A 24,402-nucleotide genomic window follows, 5' to 3' on the forward strand; every position below is an offset into this window, starting at 1 on the left:
CCTCATCCGGAGGCCAGCCCCCGCAGGATGCCGGTGGCGTCGGCCACGATCGTCTCGATCAGCTCGCCGACTCCTGGCAGGTCGTCCAGCAGGCCGACGACCTGCCCGGACGCCAGCACCCCGGCGCTCCGGTCGCCCTCGACGAGTCCGGCGCGCAGCAACATCGGCGTGTTGGCGGCCATCAGGACCTGGGACCACGTCCGGTCGCCGCCGCGTTTCATGCGCAGTCCTTCGGTGGCCAGCGAGCGCCACGACAGTCCGGTCAGCCTCCGGAACTTCGCGGCGTTGCGGGTGGCCCGGGTGAGCCCGCTCACCGGACCGGCGGACTCGAGCGCGTCGACCAGTTCCGTGCGGAGCACGCGATGCGGCATCCCGTCCACCTTCCGGGTGACGACGGTGCCGTTGAGGTCACGGGCGAGGTAGTCCTGCTTGATCTCGTCGGGAACGGTGCTCTCCCGCGTGAGCAGGAACCGGGTGCCCATGGCGACCCCGGCGGCCCCGTACGCGAGAGCGGCCGCCAGCCCCCGGCCGTCGAAGAAGCCACCCGCCGCGACCACCGGGATGTCGACGGCGTCCAGGACCGAGGGCAGCAGCAGGGTCGTCGCGACCCCGCCGGTGTGCCCGCCGCCTTCGCCGCCCTGCATGATGACGGCGTCCGCGCCCCAGCCCGCGACCTTCTCCGCGTGCCGCGCGGCGCCGACCGACGGGACGACGAGGACGCCGTTGTCCTTCAGCCGCGCGATCATGTCCTTCTTCGGCGCGAGCGCGAAGGAAGCGACCCGGACTTCCTCGCTGATGAGCAGCTCGACCCGGCGCGTGGCGTCTTCGGCGTCCGCGCGGAGGTTGACGCCGAACGGTCGCGACGTGCGGCTCTTGACCTCCTTGACCGCCGCCGCCAGCTCGTCGTAGCTCATCGTCGCGGACGCGAGGATGCCGAGACCACCGGCTTCCGCCGTCGCGGACACCAGCCGCGGCCCGGCGACCCAGCCCATCCCGGTCTGCACCACCGGGTGCCGGATCCCGGCCAGTTCGGTCAGCGCGGTCTTCACGACGGGACTTCCTTGTCCCGCTGGGATTTCGGATCGAGACTGGTCCGGATCAGCAGCAGTTCGGACGCGGTCGGCAGCCGGGACTCCGCGACGTCGCCGGTGATCAGCGGGAACGACGTCGCCTCGACGACCTCGTCCACGGAAACCCCCGGATGCACGGAAACCAGCCTCGGCGCGTGGTCCTCGCCGCCGAAATCGAGGACGCCGAGATTCGTGACGACGCGGTGGACGTCGTGGTAGCGCAGCCCGGCCTCGTGCGCCCTGGCGTAACCGACACCGGACACGACGTCGACCTGGTCGACGAAGACCCGCTTGCTGTGCCGTGGTACCCAGTAGCTCGTGCGGTGGTTGGCCGTGTTGCCCGGTCCGCCGCGCACGCCGAGGAGTTGCTTCTTCGGCTGGGAATGCTCGCCGATCGCCGAGATGTTCTGGTTGCCCTCGCCGTCGATCTGGTTGGCGCCCATCACGACATGCCGTTTTCCACGTGGTACCACGGTGTCGAGGACCTTGCGGAACGGTTGCCAGCCTTCGACGACGGCTTCGGGGGTCATCAGGTACGCCTCGCCGTCGGACAGCAGGATGTCCGGCTCGAAGGTCAACCTGGCGAGCCTGGCACCCAGCGACGGGATGAAACCCATGGGGCTCACCACGATCTCGCCGTCGCCGCGGAACAGTTCGGCGCAGGCCACGACGGCGACCTCGGCGCGTGTCGCGTCACTCATGCGGACTCCCCGAATTCGGCGACGGCCTTCTGGTAGTGGGCTTCGTCCCCCGACAGGAACCGATCCACGAAACCGGGCCACGCGTCGAGATCCTTGGCCGCTTCGGCATAGTGACGCTGGAAGCGTTCGTCACGTCCGTAGTCCGGGACGGCGGTGGTGAAATGCGCGCCGTTCGGCGTTTCGGCGACCCCGGTGACGAGCATCCGGTTCAGCAGCAGGCTTTGCACCGGTCCCGCTTCGCCGAGTTCGGCCGTCTTCACGATCTTTTCCGTGGACACGTAACACTTGCCGGCGGCGAGCGCGAACAGTTCGTCGAAGTACGGGTCCGGTCCGAGGTACTGCGCGTTCCCCCGGGCGTCGGCACGGTTGAGGTGGACGAACGCGACGTCGAGTTCGAGCGCGGGCACGGCCAGCAGTTCTTCGGCGTCGGCGTACGGAGAGCGGACGGTGCGCAACGACGGGTTCAGGTCCATGACGCCCGAACCGAGGCCCGCACGGGTCGGCAGGAACGGAAGTCGTTGCGCGGCAGCGGAAAGACCGGTGCCGAAAACACCTTCGTCGTACTCGGTGACGGTGATCGCCCCGGATTCCCGCGCCCGGGAGAACCACGGGTCGTAGGGGATCGTGTCCAGCGTGACGAAGCCGAAGACGAGGTGCCCGATCTTGCCCGCCGAGGCCAGCAGCCCGACGTCCGGGCCGCCGTACGAGACCAAGGTGAGATCCTTGACCGGAGAGCGCAGGATCGCACGCACCAGCGCCATGGGCTTGCGCCGGGAGCCCCAGCCGCCGATCCCGATCGTCATGCCGTCCTCGAGTTCGCCGGCGATCTCGTCCGGCGTCATCCGCTTGTCGGCCATCACTTCCCCTTACCATCCAAGAATTCCTGACGTGCGCCGTCGGAGACGCCCGCCAGGTTGAGTTCGAAGGTGAATCCCTGCTCGAAGCGATAGCTGCGGTGCACGGGCTGGACGTCGATACCGTTGATGGCCTGTTTCGCCGCGCGGATCACACGGGTGTCCTTCGCCGCGATCTGCCTCGCCAGGGCGAGCGCGGTCTCGTCGAGTTCTTCCCGCGAGACCACGGCGTAGACCGAACCGTGGTGGTGCAACTGGGCCGCGGTGATCGTCGAAGCCGTGTAGTACAACGCCCGCATCAGGTGCTGGGGGACCAGCCGCGCGAGATGCGTCGCCGCGCCCAGCGCGCCGCGATCGACCTCGGGGAGCCCGAAGGTCGCGTCCTCGCCGGCGACCACGACGTCCGCGTTACCGACCAGGCCGACGCCGCCGCCAAGACAGAAACCCTGCACCGAGGCGATCACCGGGACCGCGCAGTCGTACACGGCGGAAAACGCCGCCGCGCAGCCCTCGTTCGCGCCGATCAGCGCGCCGTACCCCGGATCTCGCTGGATCTCCTTGATGTCGACGCCCGCGTTGAACCCGCGGCCTTCCGCGCGCAGCACCACGACGTGGGTCGCCCGATCGCGCCCGGCGTCGGTGATCGCGGAGGCGAGGGCGAACCAGCCCTTCACGTTCAGCGCGTTCACCGGGGGCGCGTCGACCGTGACCACGGCGATGCCCGGCTCCGGTGAATGGGTGGAAACGCTCATCGTGCACCCTCCTGCTACCAAACCTAGCACTTGCTTGGTAAGTTAGCAGGGCGCCCGGCCCGGGTACAGCGATGTGAAGGAGGCCCGGCATGGCACTCGAACTCCGGCTCGACGGCGCCGTGGTGCTGGTGACCGGCGGGGTACGCGGCGTCGGCGCCGGTGTCACCAGGACTTTTCTGCGGGCCGGTGCCGAAGTCGTCACCTGCGCGCGAACCGAACCCGAGCGGCCGGTCCGCGCCGAAGACAAGGCGTCGACGTTCATCTCCTGCGACGTCCGCGACGAAAGTGAGGTCGACGCGCTTTTCGAGGAGATCCTCCGGCGGCACGGCGGGCTCGACGTCGTGGTCAACAACGCGGGCGGCGCGCCGTTCGCCGACGCGGCGAACGCTTCGCCGCGGTTCCACGAGAAGGTGATCGGGCTGAACCTACTGGCCCCGCTGACCGTCGCCCGCGCGGCGAACGCGATCATGCAGCGCCAGGAGCACGGCGGCGCCATCGTGAACATCAGCAGCGTCAGCGCGACGAGACCGTCGCCGGGAACGGCGTCCTATGGTGCGGCGAAAGCGGGTTTGGACAATCTGACCGCGACGCTCGCCGTGGAGTGGGCGCCCAAGGTGCGGGTCAACGCGCTCGACGTCGGCATGGTCGAGACGGAGCACACGCATCTGCATTACGGCGACGAGGCCGGAGTCGCCGCGGTGGGCGCGACAGTCCCGTTGGGACGGTTGGCCGAGCCGGACGAAATCGGTTGCTGCGCGGTGTTTTTGGCTTCCCCGCTGGCTTCCTATGTCAGCGGTGCCTGCCTGACCGTGCACGGCGGGGGAGAGGTCCCTGCCTTCCTCGCCGCATCCACTTCCGTGGCAAAAGAACGAAAGGAGCCGGTGTGAGCGGGATCGCCGACGGCCGGATCGTGGTGGTGACCGGAGCCGGTCGTGGCATCGGACGGGCGCACGCGCTCGCGTTCGCCGCCGAGGGCGCTCGGGTGGTGGTGAACGACCTCGGCGCCGGGATCGACGGCAGCGGCGGATCGGCGGGGCCTGCCCAGGACGTCGTCGACGAGATCGAGGCGCTCGGCGGCAAGGCGGTCGCGAACACCGACGACATCGCGTCCTGGGACGGCGCCGCCGCGCTGGTGCGGACCGCCGTCGAAACCTTCGGCGGGCTGGACGTCCTGGTCAACAACGCCGGTTTCCTGCGCGACCGGATGCTGGTCAACCTCGGCGAGGACGAATGGGACGCGGTCATCCGAGTCCATCTCAAGGGGCATTTCGCGCCGACACGGCACGCCGCCGAGTACTGGCGGACGGAGGCGAAGGCGGGCCGGACGAGGACCGCGCGGGTGATCAACACCAGTTCCGGCGCGGGTTTGCTCGGCAGCGTCGGACAGGGGAACTACGCGGCGGCGAAGTCCGGGATCCTGGGCCTCACCCTGGTCGCGGCCACCGAATTCGGGCGCTACGGCGTCACCGTGAACGCGATCGCCCCGGCCGCCCGCACCCGGATGACCGAAGAGGCGTTCGCCGACGACATGGCCGCGCCGGAGGACGGTTTCGACGCCATGGCACCGGAAAACGTGTCACCACTGGTGGTGTGGCTCGGCAGCGAGGAGTCGTCCGGGGTGACCGGGCGGGTGTTCGAGGTCGACGGCGGACGCGTCTCGATCGCGCAGGGCTGGCGGCACGGGACGGTGCGGGACAAGGGATCCCGGTGGGCACCGGCCGAACTCGGCCCCGTCGTCGCCGAGTTGCTGGCCGATGCTCCTGCACCCGAACCTGTCTACGGCGCATAGGAGTGTCTTGATTCGGACTCCAGCTGATCCTCTCTTTGTCGGTTTATGGCGATCGGTGTGGTTCGGCGAGCGGCATGACCGCAAGCAGGCGCCACACGGGACGTACTACTCAAGATCGCTTCCGGCGACGTGTGCTCTTGCCGAGGCGTCGCCGAGCCACGGCGAGCGCTCCGGCCGGCCCACCGAGGGCCCCCAGTAAGCCGATCGCGATTCCTGGCGAGTGAAGCATCGCGACGATAGTTGTCACGAGCACCGCGAATGTCGCGAGAAGCAGCGGACGAAGAAGTTGCAAGACCCGACGAGTCCGATCGTCATCAGCCACGACCCAGCCGAAGAACCCGCCGGGTGGGGGCGCCGATGAGACGGCACCATCATCACCCGCTCGTTGGTGAAGCTGCGGGGCTTCGCCCGTCGACACTGACTCCGCCATTGTTTCTCGCCTTCGATTCACCACTCCGCCGAGGGGACATCCTCCGCTCGGTTCCATAGCAGCACCGCGGCTGGCGATCAGTCCAGAGAACGAGGTCCACGATCGGTGGACCTCGCCCTCGTATCTTCCAGCGGCGGTAATGTCAAGGGGTGAGTGCCCAAGAGCAGAGCCCGTGGCCTGGCGTGCCGTGTGATTCCGAGGCGTGGCCCGTTGCGGCCGATATCGCGCTGTTCGAGGTGAGGCGCGCTATCGGGCAATTGGTAAGGACGACAACCGGTATCGTCAAGAAAGAGGATGACGGCCGTGTAGTCGCAAAAGCAGGACAAGTCGTCGATCCAGTTCTGATTTATCTGGCCTGCGCCCGCAGTCTCGAAGATGTTCTCAAGCAGGTGACCGGTGAACTTATCGCCGAGGCTCGAACTCGTGGAATTATCTGGGAGGAAATCGGTCGCAGTCTCGGGATCGGAAAGAAGGGTGCCCAGAAGCGATCCAGTGAGAATCCGATAAAGTCTGCGCGGATCGCGGAACTGAAGCGGGAAGCGGTGATAGCGGAGTACGCGGCCGGAATGGCTGCCGGTGAGTATGAGGAGGCGGATGTCATTCTCGCGCGGCACGGCGACATGACCGGCCGGGAACGGATCGTCTTGTCCGTCAATCTCATCGTGGACCTTGTCGCCTGGTACGAAGAAGTGGACAGTGATCTTGAGTCCGATCGATATGAGCCGAAGAGTGTCGTGCTCAAGCTGACTCGTATCGCCGGGTCGGTGCAGAAGCTGGCCGAGATGTTGATCTTGGACCCGTCTGTGTGGATGGCCATCGCGGACGAGGCGAGAGCGCCGGAGACTCCGGATGAGGCCAATTACTATTCACCGGTGATGTATGGGCATCTCGTGATGCGTGAGGTCTTGTTCGCATTGGATTACACTCTTGACGCCATCTCGGAAAAGGAGAGGTTGCCAACCGGGGAAATAGATATGGAGAGATTGGGGGGATTGTTCAAGAGATCCAAGCAATCCTTGTTTCAAGCTGCGGCTCTCTTGTCGCGCGTCGATGTCAGTGAAACGATGAACAACATCGACTAGTCCCGCATTCGACCAAGGCCAGGCCTGCCGCTGTACCCCGATCGTGCCCGCGCAATACCGAACAGGATGCCTGCGTGGAGATTCGAAACATCGACGCGGCACCGGATCAGTGCGTCAGGCGTCCCGGGCCAGGTCCCGGACCTCGGGAAGCCGCTGGAAACCGCCCGATTCATAAGTAGCGACGGCGGCGACATGGGAGCTCGGCGTGGCCACGACCGCGCTCGACGCGCCGAGTTTCTGGAGCGCGACCGCCGCCGCGGCGGTGATCTTCCGGCCGTAGCCGTGTCCGCGGTGGTCCCGGTGCACACCCATCGGTTCGATCACCCCGGGCTTCCCCGGTCCGGCCGACCACACCGTCACGGTCGCCACGGCGTTGTCGTGGTCGTCGTAGGCGACGAGACACCGTGCGTCGGCGTACGGCACGCCCGAAGCCATCGCCTGCCAGCGCTCCGCCGAGAACTTCGACCCGTCGAACGCCGCTCGCTGGACCTCGGCCCGCACTGCCGCCTGCTCCGGCCCGATCACCTCGATCCGCAGCTCCGGGGCCTTCACCGGCTCGGTGAGGTCGCGGTGCAGCGGTGTCCACGGCTCGCCGGCGCGCCAGCCTCGTGCGGGGAGCAAGTCTCGGATCAGCGCGTCTTTCGGTGCCTCGATGGCCACCTTCCCCGGCGGAAGCACTCCTCGCTCCGGCTCGATCACGTCCTCGACCAGTCGCCGCGCCAGTTTTTCGTCCTGCCGAGCGTCCGGCGCGGTCGTCAGGCGCAGCAGATCGGCGCCGTCCTGCAGTCCGACGGCGAGAATCCGGCCGTCCCGGCGCCAGATCCGGATCGCCGCGGCCGCCGTTTCCGCGCCGAACCGCCAGAACCAGCCCAGGTCCCCGGGATGCAGCTGCCACGGCGAGCCTTCACCCTGCCACTCTCGGAGCGCGTCCACGGCCTCGATCAGTCCGTCGACTCCCGGCTTCTCCACGATGATCGCCATACCCGTGATCACACACCCCCACGCGTGGCGTTCGCATCCGGTTTTCGGTACGGCCAGAATGGAGGCGTGAAGTCACTTCAGCGCCGTCTCTGGGAAGCGGTCGAGCCGCTGCACGCCGTCGTCTACTTCGCCCCGGAAACGGCGGCCGCGGCGAAGGCGGCGGGCTTGCCGGGCTGGTGGATGGGCTATTTCGCCGGCCGGGTCGCGCCGCTCGGGCCGGTGCCGGAGCCACCGGTGACCGCGATGCTCTTCGGTTTCGCCCCGCGAATGGTCGCGCGATCCCTGCCCGATGCCTGGGAATACGCCGAACCGGCGGTCGTGCTGCGGAGTCGGATGGACGCCGTCGAGGCCGCGCTTGGCCGGATCCTGCCCGCCGACGCGCCGTTCGAAGAGCTGGCCGACCTGCTCGAACAGGCCGTCATCGGCTGCGATTTCGCGGCAAGGCCACTCGCCGCCGCCTGGTCTTCGGTCGCCCGTCCCGCGAGTGCGGCCGCCCGGGTCTGGCTGGCGGCGACGGTGTTGCGTGAGCATCGCGGGGACGGTCACGTGCTCTCCGCGGTCGCCGCCGGGCTGCGCGGTCTCGACACCACGCTGACGCACATCGGTACCGGCGCGATCACTCGTGAGGTCATCCAGATCAACCGCGGCTGGTCCGACGACGACTGGGACGAGAGCGTCGGGCGCCTGACCGGCAGGGGCGTCCTCGACGGCGAACTGCGGCTCACCGAGGCGGGAATCGCGCTGCGCCAACGGATCGAGGACGAGACCGACCGCCTCGCCACCGGCCCTCTCGAAGCACTCGGTACCGGTGGTGCCGCCGAGATCGAGCGGATCGCCGTCCCGTTGAGCCGCCGGATCTTCGACGACGGCGCGATCCCGCTGCCGAATCCGATGGGGGCGCCGCGGCCCTGACCGCTCGAAACTGTCGGACCGCGGTGGGACGCTGTTCCCCATGGCGACGTGGCAGCGGTTCAGTGAAGAGGCACCCGTGCTGGCGGGGAAGATCAAAGAGCGGTTCACCGCCGAGAAGTCGCATGTGCTGGCGACGGTCCGGCGGGACGGCTCGCCCCGGGTCAGTGGCAGTGAGGTCGATTTCCGTGAACAGGACCTGCTGATCGGTTCGATGATCAACGCGGTGAAGGCGGAAGACCTGCGACGTGACGGCAGGTTCGCGATCCACGCCGCCTCGGCGATCGACGAGGGCGGCGCGGACGCGAAGGTGGCGGGTAAAGCCGTCGAGATCACCGATCCGGCGGAGGTCGCCCGCCTCCAGGGCGACGACGAACCGGCCCATGTGTTCCGCCTCGACCTGACCGAGGTGGTGCTGACCTGGGTCGAAGGCAATTCCCTGATGGTCGAGGTCTGGAAGGAGGGCCAGGGGAGCAAACGGCTCGCGAGGCCGGACAACGGTCCGGTGGTGGAGGTCGCGCTGGACTAGGTCGTTAGATCCGCTCGATGATGGTGCCGGTGGAAAGCGCGCCCCCGGCGCACATCGTCACGAGAGCGGTACCGGCGTCGCGGCGTTCCAGTTCGTGCAGTGCCGTGGTCAGCAGCCGCGCGCCGGTACTGCCGACGGGATGTCCGAGCGCGATCGCGCCACCGTTCACGTTGACCTTGTCCTCGTCGGGCTGGTGCACCCGTTGCCACGACAACACAACCGAAGCGAAGGCCTCGTTGACTTCGAAGAGGTCGAGGTCGCCGATCGCCATGCCCGCTTTGGCCAGGACCCGTTCGGTCGCCCGCACGGGACCGTCGAGGTGGTAGTACGGTTCCGCGCCGACCAATGCCTGCGAGACGATCCGTGCCCGCGGTTCGAGGCCCAGTGCCTTGGCCCGGCCGGAGTCCATCAGGAGCAGCGCGGCCGCGCCGTCGGAGATCTGCGACGACGTCCCCGCCGTGTGCACGCCGCCATCGAGGACGGGCTTGAGCTTGGCGAGGCCTTCGACGGTCGTCTCGCGCAGGCCCTGGTCGCGGGTCACCAGCCGCGTCTCGCCGGTCGGCGTGCCGTCCTCGCCGAGGACGGGTGCCTTCACCGCGACGACCTCGCGGTCGAAGTGCCCGGCCGCCCACGCGGCGGCGGCCTTGGCCTGCGACGCGGTCCCGAACCGGTCGACGTCGGGTCGGGTGATCCCGCGGCGTTCCGCGATCCGCTCGGCCGCGCCGTACTGGTTCGGCATGTCGATCGACCAGGACTCCGGCCGGGGCGTGCCGATGCCTTCGCCGCGGTTCGCGCCCAGCGGTACCCGGCTCATCGCCTCGACGCCGCACGAGACTCCGGCGTCGATCGCGCCGGCCGCGATGAGCCCGGCGATCAGGTGGGTCGCCTGCTGCGCCGAGCCGCATTGGGCGTCGATGGTGGTCGCGCCGGTGGTCTCGGGGAGTCCGGCGTGCAGCCACGCCGTCCGCGTGACGTTGCCCGCCTGCTCGCCAGCCTGGGTCACGGCACCGCCGATCGCCTGCTCGACCAGCGCGGGATCCAATCCCGCGCGTTCGAGCAGGGCGCGCTGCGCCGCGCCGAGGATCTCGGCGGCGTGCAGTCCCGCCAGCCGGCCCCTGCGCTTGCCGACAGGGGTGCGGACCGCCTCGACGATCACCGGATTACCCACGTTCGCCTCCTGGGGAAACACCGTTCACTACCGAAAAAGTAGAACACGTTCTTAATTTGAGCAAGTCACCCCAGGGTTGACCGGGTTTTGATCACTGGTCACCGTTCCTGCTTCTCGCTGGGCTTCCATAATCTTCCGGGATCGAGTTAACAGGTTTCACTAAAAACTCTTCACTTGGTAAACGCCGTATGCTTCAATCGGCTCTAGAACGTGTTTCATTGGCGAACCGCGTAGGAGGTAGCCCGTGGCCGCTCCGCTGATCCCCGCCGGTTTCGATTTCACCGATCCGGATCTGTACGCCACCAGACTGCCTCTGGCGGAGTTCGCTGAACTCCGCCGTACGGCACCGGTCTGGTGGAACCCGCAGCCGCACAACACCGCGGGTTTCCGCGATGACGGCTACTGGGTCGTCAGCCGGCTCGAGGACGTCAAGGCGGTGTCGAGGGACAGCGAGCTGTTCTCCTCACGGGAGAAGACCGCGATCATCCGCTTCGACGAGAACATGACCGACGACAGTCTCGAAGCGAACCGCCTGGTCCTGCTCAACATGGACGCCCCGCAGCACACCAAGCTGCGGCGCATCGTGTCGAAGGGCTTCACGCCGAGGTCGATCGCGAAACTCGAGGACACCCTGCGCGACCGCGCGGAGAAGATCGTCGGCGAGGCCAAGAAAAAGGGCTCCGGTGACTTCGTCGTCGACGTCGCGTGCGAACTTCCCTTGCAGGCCATCGCCGAACTGATCGGCATCCCGCAGGAAGACCGGATGAAGCTCTTCGACTGGTCCAACCAGATGGTCTCCTACGACGACCCCGAGTACGAGGTCGAGCCGCTCGCCGCGTCCGCGGAGATCGTCGGCTATGCCTGGAACATGGCCGAGGAACGCCGCAAGTGCCCGATGGACGACATCGTCACGAAGCTCATCCAGGCCGACGTCGACGGTGAATCGCTGGCTTCGGACGAGTTCGGCTTCTTCGTCATCTTGCTCGCCGTCGCGGGCAACGAGACGACGCGCAACGCGATCACCCATGGCATGAAGGCGTTCCTCGATCACCCGGACCAGTGGGAGCTCTACAAGAAGGAGCGGCCGAAGACCGCGCCGGAAGAGATCGTCCGCTGGGCCACCCCGGTGGTCGCCTTCCAGCGCACCGCGACCCGCGACACCGAACTCGGCGGGCAGCTGATCCGCAAGGGTGACCGGGTCGGGATGTTCTACAGCTCCGCGAACTTCGACCCGGACCACTTCGACCAGCCGGAGAAGTTCGACATCCTCCGCGAGGACAACCCGCACGTCGGTTTCGGCGGCACGGGCTCGCATTACTGCATCGGTGCCAACCTCGCCCGGCTGGAGATCGACCTGATCTTCAACGCCATCGCCGACGTCATGCCGGACATCAGCGAGGTCTCCGAGCCGGACCGGTTGCGGTCGAGCTGGCTCAACGGGATCAAGCACTACCAGGTGCGCTACGGCTGATCCGTCGCGAACGCCGTAGGGCGCCATGGGTCCCCACGTGCGGGTCGACGTCGAAATGTCCTTCCGGGTCACCAGACCCGGCCCCGCCGCGTTCGAACACAGGACCCGGGCGCAGGTCCTCGCCCTGCCGCTCGGCGAACACGTCGTGCGGTACCGGGCCGAGGCCCGTCACCATGGACGACCTCATCCGGTACACCCGGCCGAGCAGGTACTGCCCCTCGGACCGGATGGGCGGGCTCACGCTGCCGGGGTTCGGTCACCTGCCCGGCGCGCGGACCCAGGCCGAGGCGATCGTCCGGCACGTGGGGGAGCACCTGTCCTCTGTGGTCGGTTCCGGTTCGCCGACCGACGACGCCGTCGACACCTATCTCGCCGGGAAGGCGTGTGCCGCGACTTCACGCACGTCTGCATCTCACTGTGCCGCGTGATCGACATCCCCGCCCGCTTCGCCGCGGTCTACGCGCCGAGACTGTCCCCAATGGACTTCCATGCCGTGTTCGAGGCCGCGATCGACGGCCACTGGTGTGTGTTCGACGCCACCGGCCTCGCACCGAGGCAGAGCCTGAGCCGGATCGCGGCCGGACGCGACGCCGCCGACTCCGCCTTCCGCTGTGAGCTGGACTTTCTCGGCGACACCGTGCTGGCGACCGTGGGCCCGTCGCTGCCGGAGGACGACGGCTCGGATCTGATCGCGCTCGCCTGATCGCGTGTTGCCCCCGAGCCGTGACCTCGCTGAGGTAGACATTGGCGGGTGAGGGAGAAGCAAGCACCGACGAAATGGAAGCGGCTGCGTGCCCGCTACCGCTGGCTGGACCATGTGGCGCGGGCGGTGAACCGCTATGTCGAGTACGGCGGTTACCACTACGTCGCGTCGATCACCTACTTCAGCCTGTTCTCGCTGGTGCCCATTCTCATGGTCGCGGTGTCGGTCGCGGGTTTCGTGCTGGCGAGCCAGCCGCAGCTCATCGAATCGATGCTGAACGCGTTGACCGGCACGCTGCCCGGCGGTCTCGGTGACAAGGCGGGGGACCTGCTCACCGGGTTCGTGGAGCAGCGCACCAGCGTCGGGCTCATCGGTCTGGTGATCGGCTTGTACTCCGGCTGGAACTGGATGAACTCGCTGCGGGACGCGCTCACCGCGCTGTGGGGCCAGAACCGGTCGGATCTCCCGCTGCTGCGCACGATCGCCGCCGACCTGCTGGCGCTGCTCGGGCTCGCGAGCGCCCTGCTGGTCTCCTTCGCCATCACCATTTCCGGGTCCGCCCTCGGCCGGTACCTGCTGGGACTGGCCGGGGTGGACGACACCGCCTGGGGGCACAACGTGCTGTCGGCGATCTCGATTCCCTTGGCACTGCTGGCCAACTGGCTCGTGTTCCTCTGGGTGCTCACCCGGCTGCCGCGGAAACCGGTCGGCGTCCGCAGCGCGGTGCGCGGCGCGGTCGCGCTGGCGCTGGGCTTCGAACTGCTGAAGCAGGCCGGTGGGATCTACCTGCGGTTGATCGGTGATTCGCCGACCGGGGTCGCGTTCGGCTCGATCATCGGCCTGATCTTCTTCATCTCACTGGTGGCCAGGATGCTGGTTTTCGTCACCGCGTGGACGGCGACCGCGCGGGACGCACCGCCGGACCCGGTCCGGCCGCCGCCGCCCGTGGTGGTCCGGCCCGTGGTGGCGCAGCCCGATCGGCACGGTCTCAAGCCGATGCTGGTGGGTGCGGTGACCGGTGTGGTCGCCACCCTCGCCGCGCAACGCCTGCGCCCGCGCCGACGCCCCTGACACGTGCCGTCAGCTCGGCTTGGCCGAGCCCACCACCCACATCGAGAAGAACTGCGAGCCGCCGCCGTACGCGTGCCCGAGCGCGACCCGCGCGCCGTCGACCTGGTAGTCCCCCGCCCGGCCCATCACCTGCTTGGCCGCTTCGGAGAACCGGAGCATCCCGGACGCGCCGATCGGGTTGGACGACAGCACCCCGCCCGACGGGTTGACCGGCAGCCGCCCGCCGAGCGCGGTCTCACCCGCCTCGGTGAGCTTCCAGCCCTGGCCCTCCTCGGTGAACCCCAGGTTCTCCAGCCACATCGGCTCGAACCACGAGAACGGCACGTAGATCTCCGCGGTGTCCACTTCGGACAGTGGATCGGTGATGCCCGCGTCACGCCACAACGCGGCGGCGGCGTCGCGGCCGGCCCGCGGGTTGACCTGGTCGCGTCCGGCGAACGTGGTCGGTTCGGTGCGCATCGCGGTCGCGTGGATCCACGCCGCACCACCGGGAACGGCGTCGCCCGCGGCCTCGTCACCGATCACCATCGCGCAGGCGCCGTCCGACGACGGGCACGTCTCGTCGTAGCGGATCGGGTCCCACAGCATCTGCGACGCCTGCACGGTTTCCACCGTGATGTCGGCCTGTCGCAAGTGCGCGAAGGGATTCAGGGCACCGTTGCGCCGGTCTTTGGCCGCCACGATCGCCCCGATGTGGTCCGGCGCGCCGGACCGCCGGATGTACGAGCGCACATGCGGCGCGAAATAGCCACCCGCACCGGCGCCCACCGGCATCTGGAACGGCGGCAGGATCGACAAGCCCCACATCGCGTTCGACTCGGACTGCTTCTCGAAGGCCACGGTGAGCACCCGCTTGTGCACACCCGCCTGCACCAGCGACGCCGCCACGAGCGCGGTCGAGCCGCCGACCGAACCCGCGGTGTGCACGCGCAGCAAGGGTTTCCCGGTCGCGCCGAGCGCGTCGGCGAGGAACAGTTCGGGCATCATGACGCCCTCGAACAGGTCCGGCGCCTTGCCGAGGACGACGGCGTCGATGTCGTCCCAGCCGGTTCGAGCGTCGAGCATCGCCCTGTCGATGGCCTCCCGGAGCAGTCCGGGCATGGACACGTCGGTGCGCTTGGCCTTGTGGTGGGTCTGGCCGGTTCCCAGTACGGCCGCGAGGTGCTTCACGAGAGGACCTCCAAGGTCGCGACCAGGTTCTGCTGGAGGACGGGACCGCTGGTCGCGTGGGCGAGGGTCTTGCGCGCGCTGCCGTCGAGGATGTGGCTCGCCGCCTCGCCGATCCGAGCCAGCCCCGCGGAGAACATCGGGTTGCCGGTCAGCACCCCGCCGGAGGGATTGATCCGCACCCGCTCGTCCAGTCCCAGCGCGTCGCGCAGGATCAGTTCCTGGTGGGTGAACGGCGCGTGCAGTTCGGCGAGTTCGACACCGTCGAGGTCGAGCGCCCGGCCGGCGGCCGCCGTGGACGGTGACCGGGTGAGGTCCCGCACGCCGAGCGAGGGGGAGTCGACCCGATGCTCGATCCCGGTGATCATCGCGGGGCTGTCGACGAGGTCCGCCGCCCGCTCCGCCGAGGCGAGCACGAGAACGGCGGCGCCGTCGGTGACCGGGGCGATGTCATGGGCGCGCAAGGGATCCGCGAAGTACGGGGCGTCGAGGAGGTCGGCGACCTCGACCGTTCCGGAGAACTGGGCGGCGGGGTTCGAGGCGGCGTCGGCGCGGCTGCGCGCGGCGACCTCGGCGAGGTTCTTTTCCGACCACAACCCCGCTTCGAGTCCGAGCCGGGCCTGGATCCCGGCGACGCTCACCGAGTCCGGCCACAGCGGCGCGACGACGTACGGGTCCATCTGCAGCGCCAGCACCCGCCGCAACTGCCCGGCCGACGACTTGCCGAAGCCGTAGACGAGTGCCGTTTCGACCTCGCCCATCCGGATCTTGAGCCACGCCTCGTACAACGCCCAGGCGGCGTCCATCTCGACGTGCGACTCGTGGATCGGCGGGAAGGCCCCGATGGCGTCGACGGCCGCGATGAACGAGAAGGCGCGGCCGGCGAGGTAGTCCGAGGAGCCAGAACACCAGAACTCGATGTCCTCTTTGGACAGACCCGTCTTCGCGAAGACCTCGGCGAAGATCGGCACCAGCATTTCCACGCCATTGGTGGTGCCGGGGGTGCTGCGGACGTTGGGGGCCTGCGCGAAGCCCACTACTGCTACATCTGGCACGGCGTCCTCACAGATGGTGGGCGAAGGATTCGTACGGCGCGTCGGGTTCGCCGGTCGGTTCGAAATGGCCGATGTTCTCCAGCGACGTCCACCACTCGTCCCGCGGTTTCCAGGCGGCGCGCACCCGCATGCCCATCCGGACGTCGGCGGCGTCGCAGCCGAGCACCAGGTGCAGGAACGCGATGTCCGCGCCGTCGAGCAGGATGTACGCCGCCACGTACGGCGGTTTGATCTTCTGCCCGAGGAACGGCACGTTCACGATGCAGAACGTGGTGACGATGCCGGTGTCGGGCAGTTCCACCTCGTCGGTGGTCGGGACGCCGTCGGTCGGGCAGGCGCCGCGTGGCGGGAGGTAGACCTTGTCGCAGGAGGGGCAGCGCTGGCCGATCAGCTTCCCCTCGGCGAGTCCGCGCAGGTACCGGCTCTCCTCCGGGGACGCGGAATGTTCGTAACGCAGGTGGATCGGCGTGATCACCACGCTGACGGGCACGCCGTCCTCGCGTTTCGCGATCGGGGGAGGCGCCTCGGTGGGTTCGGTGTCGGGCCCGTCAGCGGGGACGAAATAGGCGATGTCCCTGATGTGACCGACCGTCTCGTCCGCCCAGCGGATCCGTACGCGCTGTCCGGTGTGGACTCCTCCCGGCGTGCCCGCGTCGACGGCGTGCAGGATCGACGTGTCGGCGCCGTCGAGCCGGATCAGCGCCCAGGCGAACGGCCGGGACAGCGGCTGGCCGTCGAGTGGTTCGGCGATCCAGGACCAGGACACGACCTCGCCCTCGGCGGCGACCGGTACGAACTCGGACAGCGCCTCGGCGGTCACGGGATCGTATTCCAGCGGCGGCACGTGGACGCGGCCGTCGCTGCCGCGGACGCCTTCGACACGGCGCTCGCGCAGGGCGTTGACGAACCGGCCGAGCACGGGGCCGACCGAGCGGGTGTAGTCGAAGCCCACGTTGAGCGGGGCCGACAGCGGAAGTTCGGGTGCGCTCACATCCTGAGTGAAACATGTTCTCGAAATTCCGGCAAGATCGGTCTTCTCGGCCTTGCTGGCGGTTGCTCTTGAATGGAACGCGTTCTAGATTTGCGCGTATGTCGACTGCTGCGGGGACACTTGGGGTCTGGAACATCGCCGCTCGGGAGCCGGAGCGGGTCGCACTCGTCGATCCGGACGGCCGTTCGAACGGATATGGCGATCTGGCCGCGAAGGCGAACGCGTACGCCCGGGGTTTGCAGGCCCTCGGGCTGGAGACCGGGGACGTGGTCGTCGTCCTCCAGCCCAACGGCGACGAACTCGTGGCGGCCTATTTCGCCGCCATCCAGTCCGGTTTGTACATCGTGGTGGTCAACTGGCATCTGGTCGGCCCCGAGGTCGCCTACATCCTCGCCGACAGCGGCGCCAAGGCGTTCCTCGCGCACGAGCGGTTCGCCGACGTCGCGATCGCCGCCGCCGACGAGGCGGGGATCCCGGAGCGTGGCCGGTTCGCGGTGGGCGACGTCGCGGGCTTCCGCCGGATCGAGGAACTCGGTTCCGGTGAGGGCGACGGGCGTCCGGAGCGGCGTACGGCGGGCTCGCCGATGCTCTACACGTCGGGGACCACTGGACGGCCCAAGGGGGTCCGGCGGCCGCTGAGCGGTGCGGATCCCGACGACGTTCCCGCTGCCTCGACGTGGTTCTTCGGGATCTTCGGGCTGGCGCCGCACGACGAGCACGTGCATCTGTGCGGGTCGCCGCTCTATCACACGGCGGTGCTCAACTTCGTCGCGATTTCCCTGCAACTGGGGCATACGGCGGTGCTGATGGACCGCTGGGACGCCGAGGACATGCTGCGGTTGATCGACCGGCACCGCGTCACGCACAGCCATATGGTCCCGACGCAGTTCCGCCGCCTGCTCGGGCTGCCGGACGACGTCCGCGCGGCCTATGACCTGAGTTCCCTGCGCGTGATGATCCACGGCGCCGCGCCGTGCCCGCTCGAGGTCAAACGGCGGATGCTCGACTGGTGGGGGCCGGTCGTCACCGAGTACTACGCGGCCACCGAGGGTGGCGGCACGGCGATCTCGGGGGAGGAGTGGCTGAAGAAACCGGGTTCGGTGGGGCTGCCGTGGCCGGGTTCGAAGATCAAGATCCTCGACGACGAGGGCACGGAACTGCCCGCCGGCGAGACCGGCACGGTGTACATGAAGATGGGCGACTCGAAGTTCGAGTACCACAAGGACCGGGCCAAGACGGACAAAGCGCGGGTCGGGGACCTGTTCACCCTCGGCGACGTCGGGCATCTTGACGAGGACGGCTACCTCTTCCTGCACGACCGCAAGGCGGATCTGATCATCTCGGGCGGGGTCAACATCTACCCGGCGGAGATCGAGGGCGAACTGGTGATGCACCCGAAGATCGCCGACGTCGCGGTGTTCGGCGTCCCGCACGAGGACTGGGGCGAGTCGATCAAGGCCGTCGTCCAGCCCGCCGACGGCGTCGAGCCCTCCGGGGACCTGACCGCGGAGATCCTCGAGTACGCCGCCGCCCGCCTGGCGAAGTTCAAACTCCCGCGTTCGGTCGACTACTTGCCCGAACTCCCGCGCGACCCGAACGGAAAGCTCTACAAGCGCAAGCTCCGAGACCCCTACTGGGAGGGCCACCGCGTGCCGTAACCCGTATCTCGCGTGATTGAAGGCGCAACTCGCGTGATCACACGAGTTGCGCCTTCAATCACGCGAGTCACGGCCTCAATCACGTGAGATACGTGTTCGATCACGCGAGTTGCGGGGGTCAGCGGCCTTTGAAGACGGGCTTGCGCTTCTCGGCGAAGGCGCGCGGGCCTTCCTTCGCGTCTTCGCTGGCGAAGACCTCGATGCCGTACTGGGCGTCGAGCTTGAAGGCCGCCTCTTCGTGCATGCCCTCGGTGTCGCGCATGGTCTTGAGGATCGCGCGGACCGCGAGAGGGCCGTTCGCGGCGACCAGGCTCGCCAGCTCCAGGGCCTTGTCCAGCGCCTTCCCGTCCGGGACGACGTGCCCGATGAGGCCGATCTCCAACGCCTCACTCGCCTTGATATGCCGTCCGGTCAGCAGCAGGTCGGCCGCGACGGTGTACGGGATCTGCCGGGGCAGCCGCACGGCCGAACCGCCCATCGGGAACAGGCTCCATCGCGCCTCGGACACCCCGAACCTCGCGCTCTCGCCCGCGACACGGAGGTCCGTGCCCTGCAAGATCTCCGTCCCGCCCGCGATCGCCGGGCCTTCGACGGCCGCGATCAACGGTTTCGTCAGCCGCCGCCCCTTGAGCAGGCCCTCGATGCGGCTGGGGTCGAACGTGCCTTTTTCGAACGAGTCGCTGGGCGAGTTCTTCGACATCGACTTCAGATCCGCGCCCGCGCAGAACGCGCCACCCGCGCCGGTGAGCACGCAGCACCGGACGTCGTCGTCCTCGTCGACCCGGTTCCACGCCTCGGCCATGATCCCGAGCATCTCGCCGCTGAGCGCGTTGCGGGCCTCTGGCCGGTTCATCGTGACCACGAGGATGTTTTCGATCTTTTCCACCAGTGCGTGCGGTTCGCCCACCAGAACCTCCCCAAGAGCGGCCATTGCCCAGAACAATAACATGTTCTACTTTGGGCAAGTGGCACTCAACATCGCGGATCTACTCGAGCACGCCGTCGACGCCGTGCCGGAGCGCATCGCGGTCGTCTGCGGCGATCGGCGGGTCACCTTCGCCGAACTGGAAGAGCGCGCCAACCGGCTGGCGCATCACCTCGCGGCACACGGCGTGGGGCCTGGATCCCACATCGGTGTCTATTCCCGGAACTCGATCGAGGCGCTGGAATCGATGATCGCCGCGTACAAATTGCGCGCGATCGCCGTCAACGTCAACTACCGCTACGTCCACGGCGAACTGCGGTACCTGTTCGACAACGCCGATCTCGTGGCGCTGGTCCACGAGCGCGGGTATGCGGACAAGGTCGCCGCCGTCCTGCCGGAAGCGCCAAAACTGAAACACGTTGTAGTCGTCGACGACGGAAGCGACGGCGACTACTCGTCCTACGGCGGCGTGGACTACGAAGCCGCGCTCGCCGAAGGCTCACCCGAGCGCGACTTCGCCGAGCGCAGCGCCGACGACCTCTACATCCTCTACACCGGCGGCACCACCGGGTATCCCAAGGGCGTCCTGTGGCGGCACGAGGACATCTGGCGCGCACTCGGCGGCGGCATCAACTTCGTCACCGGCGAATACGTCCCCGACGAATGGACGCTCGCCGAACAGGGCAAGTCGGGCAGTCTGGTCCGGCTCCCGGCCGCGCCGCTGATCCACGGTGCCGCGCAGTGGGCCGCGTTCGGCGCGCTGTTCACCGGCAGCCCGGTCGTGTTCGTGCCGCGGTTCGACGCGCACGACGTCTGGAAAGCCGTGCAGGAGAACAAGGTCCAGGTGCTCACCATCGTCGGCGACGCGATGGCGCGGCCGTTGATCGACGCTTTCCGCGAGGGCGACTACGACGCGTCGTCGCTCGTCGCGGTGTCGAGCCACGCGGCCCTGTTCTCCCAGTCGGTGAAGCAGGAATTCCTCGCGATGGTCCCGCACGTGGTGATCACCGACGCGATCGGATCGTCGGAAAGCGGGTTCACCGGCATCGGCATGGTCAGCAAGGACAGCGACCATTCCGCCGGTCCCCGGGTCAACTTCGGCAAGGACGCCATCCTGGTGGACGACGACGGCGCGCTCGTCCACCCGAAACCGGGAGCGATCGGGCTGATCGCGCGACGCGGCCACGTCCCACTCGGGTACTATAAGGATCCCGCGAAGACGGAGAAGATCTTCGTCGAGGTCGACGGCAGGCGTTACGTCGTTCCGGGTGATTACGCGCGCTACGAAGACGACCTCACGGTGACCCTGCTCGGCCGGGGATCGCAGTGCGTGAACACCGGTGGCGAAAAGGTGTACCCGGAAGAAGTCGAGGGTGCGCTGAAGTCGCATCCGGACGTCTTCGACGCGCTCGTCATCGGCATCCCCGACGACCGGCTCGGCCAGCGGGTGGCCGCGGTGATCCAGCCGAGGACCGGCAAGGAGCTGGACTTCGCCGTGCTCGAAGCGCACGTGCGGACCGAGATCGCCGGGTACAAGGTGCCGCGCACGCTGTGGCTCGCCGAGGAGATCGGCCGGTCGCCCAGCGGGAAACCGGACTACCCGTGGGCGCAGCGCTACGCCTCCGAGCACGAGCCCGTCACCAGCCAACCGGCGTAAAGGAGTTTCATGCGGACGTCGCGGATTTGGACACCACTGTGCGACCGCCTCGGGATCGACCTGCCGATCGTCGGGTTCACCCCGTCCGAACACGTCGCCGCGGCGATCAGCCGGGCGGGTGGGCTGGGCGTGCTGGGCTGTGTGCGGTTCAACGACGCCGCCGAACTCGACTCCGTCCTGTCCTGGATGGACGAGCACACCGGCGGCAAACCGTACGGGGTGGACATCGTGATGCCCGCCAAGATCCCGGCCGAGGGGACGTCGACCGATCTCGCGAAACACATTCCGCAGGGGCATCGCGACTTCGTGGAGCGGACGCTGCGCGACCTCGCGGTGCCGCCCTTGCCGGACGACACCGACGAACGCGCCGGGGTGCTGGGCTGGCTGCATTCGGTCGCCAGGGCGCATGTCGAGGTCGCGCTGAAACACCCCATCCGGTTGATCGCCAACGCCCTGGGGTCACCGCCGGTGGACGTCATCGAACAGTGTCACGCGAAGGATGTGCCGGTCGCGGCACTGGCGGGTAAGGCGGAACACGCCGTCCGTCATGTCGACAACGGCGTCGACATCGTTGTGGCGCAAGGCTACGAGGCCGGCGGGCACACCGGCGAGATCGCGTCGATGGTCCTGCTGCCCGAAGTCGCCGACGCCGTCGGCGACCGCGTCCCGGTGCTCGCCGCGGGCGGGATCGGCTCGGGACGGCAGGTCGCGGCGGCGCTCGCACTGGGCGCTTCCGGTGTGTGGATGGGCTCTTTCTGGCTCGCCACCGAGGAATACCTCCAGACCATGGGGGATTCCGAAGCGATGCAACGCGCGCTGGTCGCGGCGGGTTCGTCCGACACCGTCCGGACCCGGATCTACACCGGGAAGCCGGCGCGGCTGCTCAAGACGCGGTGGACGGAGGCGTGGGCCGCGCCGGACGCGCCGGAGCCGCTGCCGATGCCGTTGCAGAACCTGCTGGTTTCCCACGCGCACAACAGGATTCACCACGCGTCGGATCCGAGTGTGGTCTCGATGCCGGTCGGGCAGATCGTCGGCCGGATGGACCGGGTGCGCCCGGTCACGGAGGTGATCGCGGAACTCGTCTCGGGTTACGGCGAAGCACTGTCGCGTTTGGACAAGACCCGCTGAAACAGAAGGTCCCCTCCACCACGCCGTTGTGGTGAAGGGGACCTTCAGCGCATGCCGTGCGCGAAAGTACGACGAAGCTACAGACCGGCCGCCGCGTTCTTGATGGCGGTCGCGAAGGTGCTCACCTCGGCGTAGACGCCGGGAGCGTGCGCCCGCGCGCAGCCTTCGCCCCAGCTGACGATGCCGACCTGGATCCAGGCGTTGGCGCTGTCACGGCGGAACATCGGGCCGCCCGAGTCACCCTGGCAGGTGTCGACGCCGCCGGAGTTGACGTTGCCCGCGCAGATCTCGGCGTTCGCGATCAGGTCGGCGTAGCTGCCGCCCTGTGCCTTGCAGGTCGCGTCTGAGACGAACGGGACGGTGGCCTTGAGCAGGTAGCGCTGCTGCGCCCCGCCCTCGGACGCCGCGCCCCAGCCCGCGACGGTGAACGTGCCGCTGTCGTAGGCCTTGGTGGTCGCGATCGGCAGCGTCGCGATGCCGGTGACCGGGCTGGCGAGCTTGATCAGCGCCCAGTCACCGCCGGTGGAGGTGGGATAGGTCGGCGACCGGTGCACGTAGGTCGACTTGACCTTCTTGGCCGCGGTGCTCTGCAGGTCCACGACACCGAGGGTGGCGGTGATGCTCGTGTTGGCCCCGGTCCGCGACACGCAGTGCGCGGCCGTCAGCACGATCTGCGGGGTGTAGAGCGCACCGCCGCACCCCATCGAAAGCCTTACCATCCAAGGGAATTCGCCCTGGGCGGCTCGGGTTCCACCGACCACGTCGGTGGACGGCGGCTGAGCGGCCGCGGCAGGGGGAGCCGTGGCGAGACCCGCCAGGGTTCCGGCCGCCGCGACGGCGATCAGGGTCTTCTTGAGCAGGCTGAACCGACGCTTGATGTCCAAGGGTTCATTCCTTCCGGCTGTCCACAGTGGAGGCAGGGAGACTGACTGCGGCCAACTGACTACAGCAGGTGGACGGACACCGGGACAACCGACTTTCTTCGGATCTTTGGGCCGATGATGGTGATTAACAGACGTTCGCGCCGAATCGCCGACGAATGGCGTAGCCAAGGGCGCCTACCGCCAGTACTCCGGAACCGGTCAGCACCGAAACCGCCGGAAGGCTGAACGCGAGCACGGCACAACCGAGCAGGCCGAGGACGGCGACCACGCGACGCACGGGCCGCAAGGTCAACGCGCTGGCGTTCGTCACGGCGTAGTAGGCGAGCACCGCGAACGACGAGAAACCGATCGCGCCACGAAGATCGAGAGTGCTCGCGAGCAGGGCGACGACGACACCGACGGTCATTTCGGCCCGGTGCGGTACGCCGAAGCGAGGGTGGACGGCGGTCAGATAGCGGGGGAGGTGGCCGTCACGCGCCATCGCCAGCGTGGTCCGCGACACACCGAGGACGAGCGCGAGCAGCGAACCCAGCGCGGCGAGGACGGCACCCACCCGCACCAGGGGTGTGACCCAGGACCACGACGAGATCTCGACACCTTCCGCGATCGGATCCGCGCCGCGGCCCAGCAGCTCCGGCCCGAGCTGACGCAGCAGGACGAAAGCGAGCACGGCGTAGACGACGAGTGCCAGCCCGAGCGCGATCGGCACGGCGCGGGGGATGGTGCGCGCCGGATCGCGGACCTCCTCACCGAGCGTCGCGATCCGCGCGTAGCCGGCGAACGCGAAGAACAGCAGACCGGCGGACTCGAGAACGCCTCCGACACCGGGTGTCACCGCCGTCCCCGGCGTACCGCTCCGCAGCGTGCCGCCGAAGAGCATCGCCGCGACGGCCAGCGCCAGGATCGTGAGCGTGATGGACACGATCAGCCTGGTCGCGAACGCCGAGCGCTGGACGCCGCGGTAGTTCAGCCCGGTCAGCGCCGCCACGACGGCCACCGCGAACAGGCTCCGCCACGGCTGCCCGAGTCCCGGCGCGGCATAGGTGACCACGGTCAGCGTCATCGCGGCGCAGCTGGCCGTCTTGCCGACTACGAAGCCCCAGCCCGCCAGGTAGCCCCAGAATTCGCCCAGCCGTTCGCGTCCGTAGACGTAGGTTCCGCCGGAAGCCGGATACCGCGCCGCCAGCCGGGCCGACGACGTCGCGTTGCAGTAGGCGATCACGGCGGCGATGGCGAGGCCGGCGGGGAGCCACGCTCCGGCGGCCCGCGCGGCGGGAGCGAAGGCGACGAAGACCCCCGCCCCGATCATCGAGCCGAGTCCGATGAAGACGGCGTCGCGGGTGCCGATCCGCCGAATGAGTGTGCCCGTTTCGTCCACGAGTGTGAGCGTGGCATGAACACTTCGTTCGGGTCAGTACAGGGCA

The 24,402-nt window shown here is 68.4% G+C and carries 22 protein-coding genes and 1 pseudogene; 11 read left to right on the top strand and 12 right to left on the bottom strand.

What is annotated here, in order from left to right:
- Window positions 1-2 precede the first annotated feature (2 nt).
- Genes BS329_RS23975 through BS329_RS23990 form a run of 4 tightly spaced genes read right to left on the bottom strand, consistent with a single transcriptional unit; the run spans window position 3 to window position 3,377 of the window.
- The gene (locus BS329_RS23975; protein ID WP_076163507.1) at window positions 3-1,049 is read right to left on the bottom strand and encodes an NAD(P)H-dependent flavin oxidoreductase; all 1,047 of its coding nucleotides are present in this window, start codon (window positions 1,047-1,049) and stop codon (window positions 3-5) included.
- Window positions 1,046-1,771 carry a CoA-transferase subunit beta gene (locus BS329_RS23980; protein WP_076163508.1) on the bottom strand — a complete coding sequence of 242 codons (726 nt, stop codon included), beginning with the start codon at window positions 1,769-1,771 and terminating at the stop codon, window positions 1,046-1,048. Before BS329_RS23980 ends, BS329_RS23975 begins: the two co-directional genes overlap by 4 nt.
- Window positions 1,768-2,628: a CoA transferase subunit A gene (locus BS329_RS23985; RefSeq protein WP_076163509.1), complete on the bottom strand. Its 861-nt coding sequence runs from the start codon at window positions 2,626-2,628 to the stop codon at window positions 1,768-1,770. Before BS329_RS23985 ends, BS329_RS23980 begins: the two co-directional genes overlap by 4 nt.
- Window positions 2,628-3,377, bottom strand: coding sequence for an enoyl-CoA hydratase family protein (locus BS329_RS23990; RefSeq protein ID WP_076163510.1), 750 nt, complete (start codon window positions 3,375-3,377; stop codon window positions 2,628-2,630). The genes BS329_RS23985 and BS329_RS23990 overlap by 1 nt, the downstream gene beginning before the upstream one ends.
- Window positions 3,378-3,466: 89 nt before the next feature.
- Here BS329_RS23990 and BS329_RS23995 point away from each other — a divergent pair, with 89 nt between their 5' ends.
- The 3 genes from BS329_RS23995 to BS329_RS24005 all read left to right on the top strand — a co-directional run bounded on the left by BS329_RS23995 (window position 3,467) and on the right by BS329_RS24005 (window position 6,678).
- The gene (locus tag BS329_RS23995) at window positions 3,467-4,264 is read left to right on the top strand and encodes an SDR family oxidoreductase (RefSeq protein ID WP_076163511.1); all 798 of its coding nucleotides are present in this window, start codon (window positions 3,467-3,469) and stop codon (window positions 4,262-4,264) included.
- Window positions 4,261-5,166 carry an SDR family oxidoreductase gene (locus BS329_RS24000; protein ID WP_076163512.1) on the top strand — a complete coding sequence of 302 codons (906 nt, stop codon included), beginning with the start codon at window positions 4,261-4,263 and terminating at the stop codon, window positions 5,164-5,166. Before BS329_RS23995 ends, BS329_RS24000 begins: the two co-directional genes overlap by 4 nt.
- A 579-nt stretch (window positions 5,167-5,745) precedes the next feature.
- A complete protein-coding gene (locus BS329_RS24005; RefSeq protein ID WP_076163513.1) occupies window positions 5,746-6,678 on the top strand; it encodes a hypothetical protein in 933 nt (310 codons plus the stop codon).
- Window positions 6,679-6,792: 114 nt separating this feature from the next.
- Here BS329_RS24005 and BS329_RS24010 read toward each other — a convergent pair whose 3' ends face one another.
- On the bottom strand, window positions 6,793-7,659 hold the full coding sequence (locus tag BS329_RS24010) for a GNAT family N-acetyltransferase (RefSeq protein WP_076163777.1): 867 nt from the start codon (window positions 7,657-7,659) through the stop codon (window positions 6,793-6,795).
- Between the two features lie 66 nt (window positions 7,660-7,725).
- Here BS329_RS24010 and BS329_RS24015 point away from each other — a divergent pair, with 66 nt between their 5' ends.
- Together BS329_RS24015 and BS329_RS24020 are read left to right on the top strand one after the other, a co-directional pair.
- The gene (locus BS329_RS24015) at window positions 7,726-8,571 is read left to right on the top strand and encodes an SCO6745 family protein (RefSeq protein ID WP_076163514.1); all 846 of its coding nucleotides are present in this window, start codon (window positions 7,726-7,728) and stop codon (window positions 8,569-8,571) included.
- 40 nt (window positions 8,572-8,611) lie between these two features.
- Window positions 8,612-9,097, top strand: a complete 486-nt coding sequence (locus BS329_RS24020) for a pyridoxamine 5'-phosphate oxidase family protein (RefSeq protein WP_076163515.1) — start codon at window positions 8,612-8,614, stop codon at window positions 9,095-9,097.
- Between the two features lie 4 nt (window positions 9,098-9,101).
- Here the strand turns inward: BS329_RS24020 and BS329_RS24025 are convergent, their stop codons facing one another.
- The gene (locus tag BS329_RS24025) at window positions 9,102-10,265 is read right to left on the bottom strand and encodes a steroid 3-ketoacyl-CoA thiolase (RefSeq protein ID WP_076163516.1); all 1,164 of its coding nucleotides are present in this window, start codon (window positions 10,263-10,265) and stop codon (window positions 9,102-9,104) included.
- 244 nt (window positions 10,266-10,509) lie between these two features.
- Here BS329_RS24025 and BS329_RS24030 point away from each other — a divergent pair, with 244 nt between their 5' ends.
- From BS329_RS24030 to BS329_RS24040, 3 genes and pseudogenes are all read left to right on the top strand, one after another.
- Entirely contained in the window at window positions 10,510-11,736 is a 1,227-nt protein-coding gene (locus tag BS329_RS24030; RefSeq protein WP_076163517.1) for a cytochrome P450, read from the top strand.
- A gap of 25 nt (window positions 11,737-11,761) precedes the next feature.
- Window positions 11,762-12,439, top strand: a pseudogene (locus BS329_RS24035) (transglutaminase-like domain-containing protein).
- Window positions 12,440-12,487: 48 nt separating this feature from the next.
- A complete protein-coding gene (locus BS329_RS24040; RefSeq protein WP_076163518.1) occupies window positions 12,488-13,510 on the top strand; it encodes a YhjD/YihY/BrkB family envelope integrity protein in 1,023 nt (340 codons plus the stop codon).
- 9 nt (window positions 13,511-13,519) lie between these two features.
- Here BS329_RS24040 and BS329_RS24045 read toward each other — a convergent pair whose 3' ends face one another.
- Genes BS329_RS24045 through BS329_RS24055 form a run of 3 tightly spaced genes read right to left on the bottom strand, consistent with a single transcriptional unit; the run spans window position 13,520 to window position 16,723 of the window.
- The gene (locus BS329_RS24045) at window positions 13,520-14,680 is read right to left on the bottom strand and encodes a thiolase domain-containing protein (RefSeq protein ID WP_076163519.1); all 1,161 of its coding nucleotides are present in this window, start codon (window positions 14,678-14,680) and stop codon (window positions 13,520-13,522) included.
- Entirely contained in the window at window positions 14,677-15,732 is a 1,056-nt protein-coding gene (locus BS329_RS24050; protein WP_076163520.1) for a thiolase domain-containing protein, read from the bottom strand. Before BS329_RS24050 ends, BS329_RS24045 begins: the two co-directional genes overlap by 4 nt.
- A gap of 7 nt (window positions 15,733-15,739) precedes the next feature.
- Entirely contained in the window at window positions 15,740-16,723 is a 984-nt protein-coding gene (locus BS329_RS24055) for a Zn-ribbon domain-containing OB-fold protein (protein WP_076163521.1), read from the bottom strand.
- Between the two features lie 98 nt (window positions 16,724-16,821).
- Here BS329_RS24055 and BS329_RS24060 point away from each other — a divergent pair, with 98 nt between their 5' ends.
- On the top strand, window positions 16,822-18,381 hold the full coding sequence (locus BS329_RS24060; RefSeq protein ID WP_076163522.1) for an acyl-CoA synthetase: 1,560 nt from the start codon (window positions 16,822-16,824) through the stop codon (window positions 18,379-18,381).
- A 118-nt stretch (window positions 18,382-18,499) separates the two neighbouring features.
- Here the strand turns inward: BS329_RS24060 and BS329_RS24065 are convergent, their stop codons facing one another.
- Window positions 18,500-19,288: a crotonase/enoyl-CoA hydratase family protein gene (locus BS329_RS24065; protein ID WP_076163523.1), complete on the bottom strand. Its 789-nt coding sequence runs from the start codon at window positions 19,286-19,288 to the stop codon at window positions 18,500-18,502.
- Window positions 19,289-19,346: 58 nt separating this feature from the next.
- Between BS329_RS24065 and BS329_RS24070 the strand changes: the two genes are divergently transcribed.
- Window positions 19,347-20,963, top strand: a complete 1,617-nt coding sequence (locus BS329_RS24070; RefSeq protein ID WP_208619266.1) for an acyl-CoA synthetase — start codon at window positions 19,347-19,349, stop codon at window positions 20,961-20,963.
- 24 nt (window positions 20,964-20,987) lie between these two features.
- Window positions 20,988-22,094 carry an NAD(P)H-dependent flavin oxidoreductase gene (locus BS329_RS24075; protein WP_143253188.1) on the top strand — a complete coding sequence of 369 codons (1,107 nt, stop codon included), beginning with the start codon at window positions 20,988-20,990 and terminating at the stop codon, window positions 22,092-22,094.
- A 77-nt stretch (window positions 22,095-22,171) separates the two neighbouring features.
- Here BS329_RS24075 and BS329_RS24080 read toward each other — a convergent pair whose 3' ends face one another.
- Together BS329_RS24080 and BS329_RS24085 are read right to left on the bottom strand one after the other, a co-directional pair.
- Complete coding sequence (locus BS329_RS24080) at window positions 22,172-22,978, bottom strand: S1 family peptidase (RefSeq protein WP_084750139.1); 807 nt, start codon at window positions 22,976-22,978, stop codon at window positions 22,172-22,174.
- A gap of 124 nt (window positions 22,979-23,102) precedes the next feature.
- Window positions 23,103-24,356 (bottom strand): APC family permease, encoded by a 1,254-nt coding sequence (locus BS329_RS24085; RefSeq protein WP_076163526.1) that lies wholly within the window; start codon window positions 24,354-24,356, stop codon window positions 23,103-23,105.
- Window positions 24,357-24,402 lie beyond the last annotated feature (46 nt).

Source organism: Amycolatopsis coloradensis, assembly GCF_001953865.1.
GTDB lineage: Bacteria > Actinomycetota > Actinomycetes > Mycobacteriales > Pseudonocardiaceae > Amycolatopsis > Amycolatopsis coloradensis.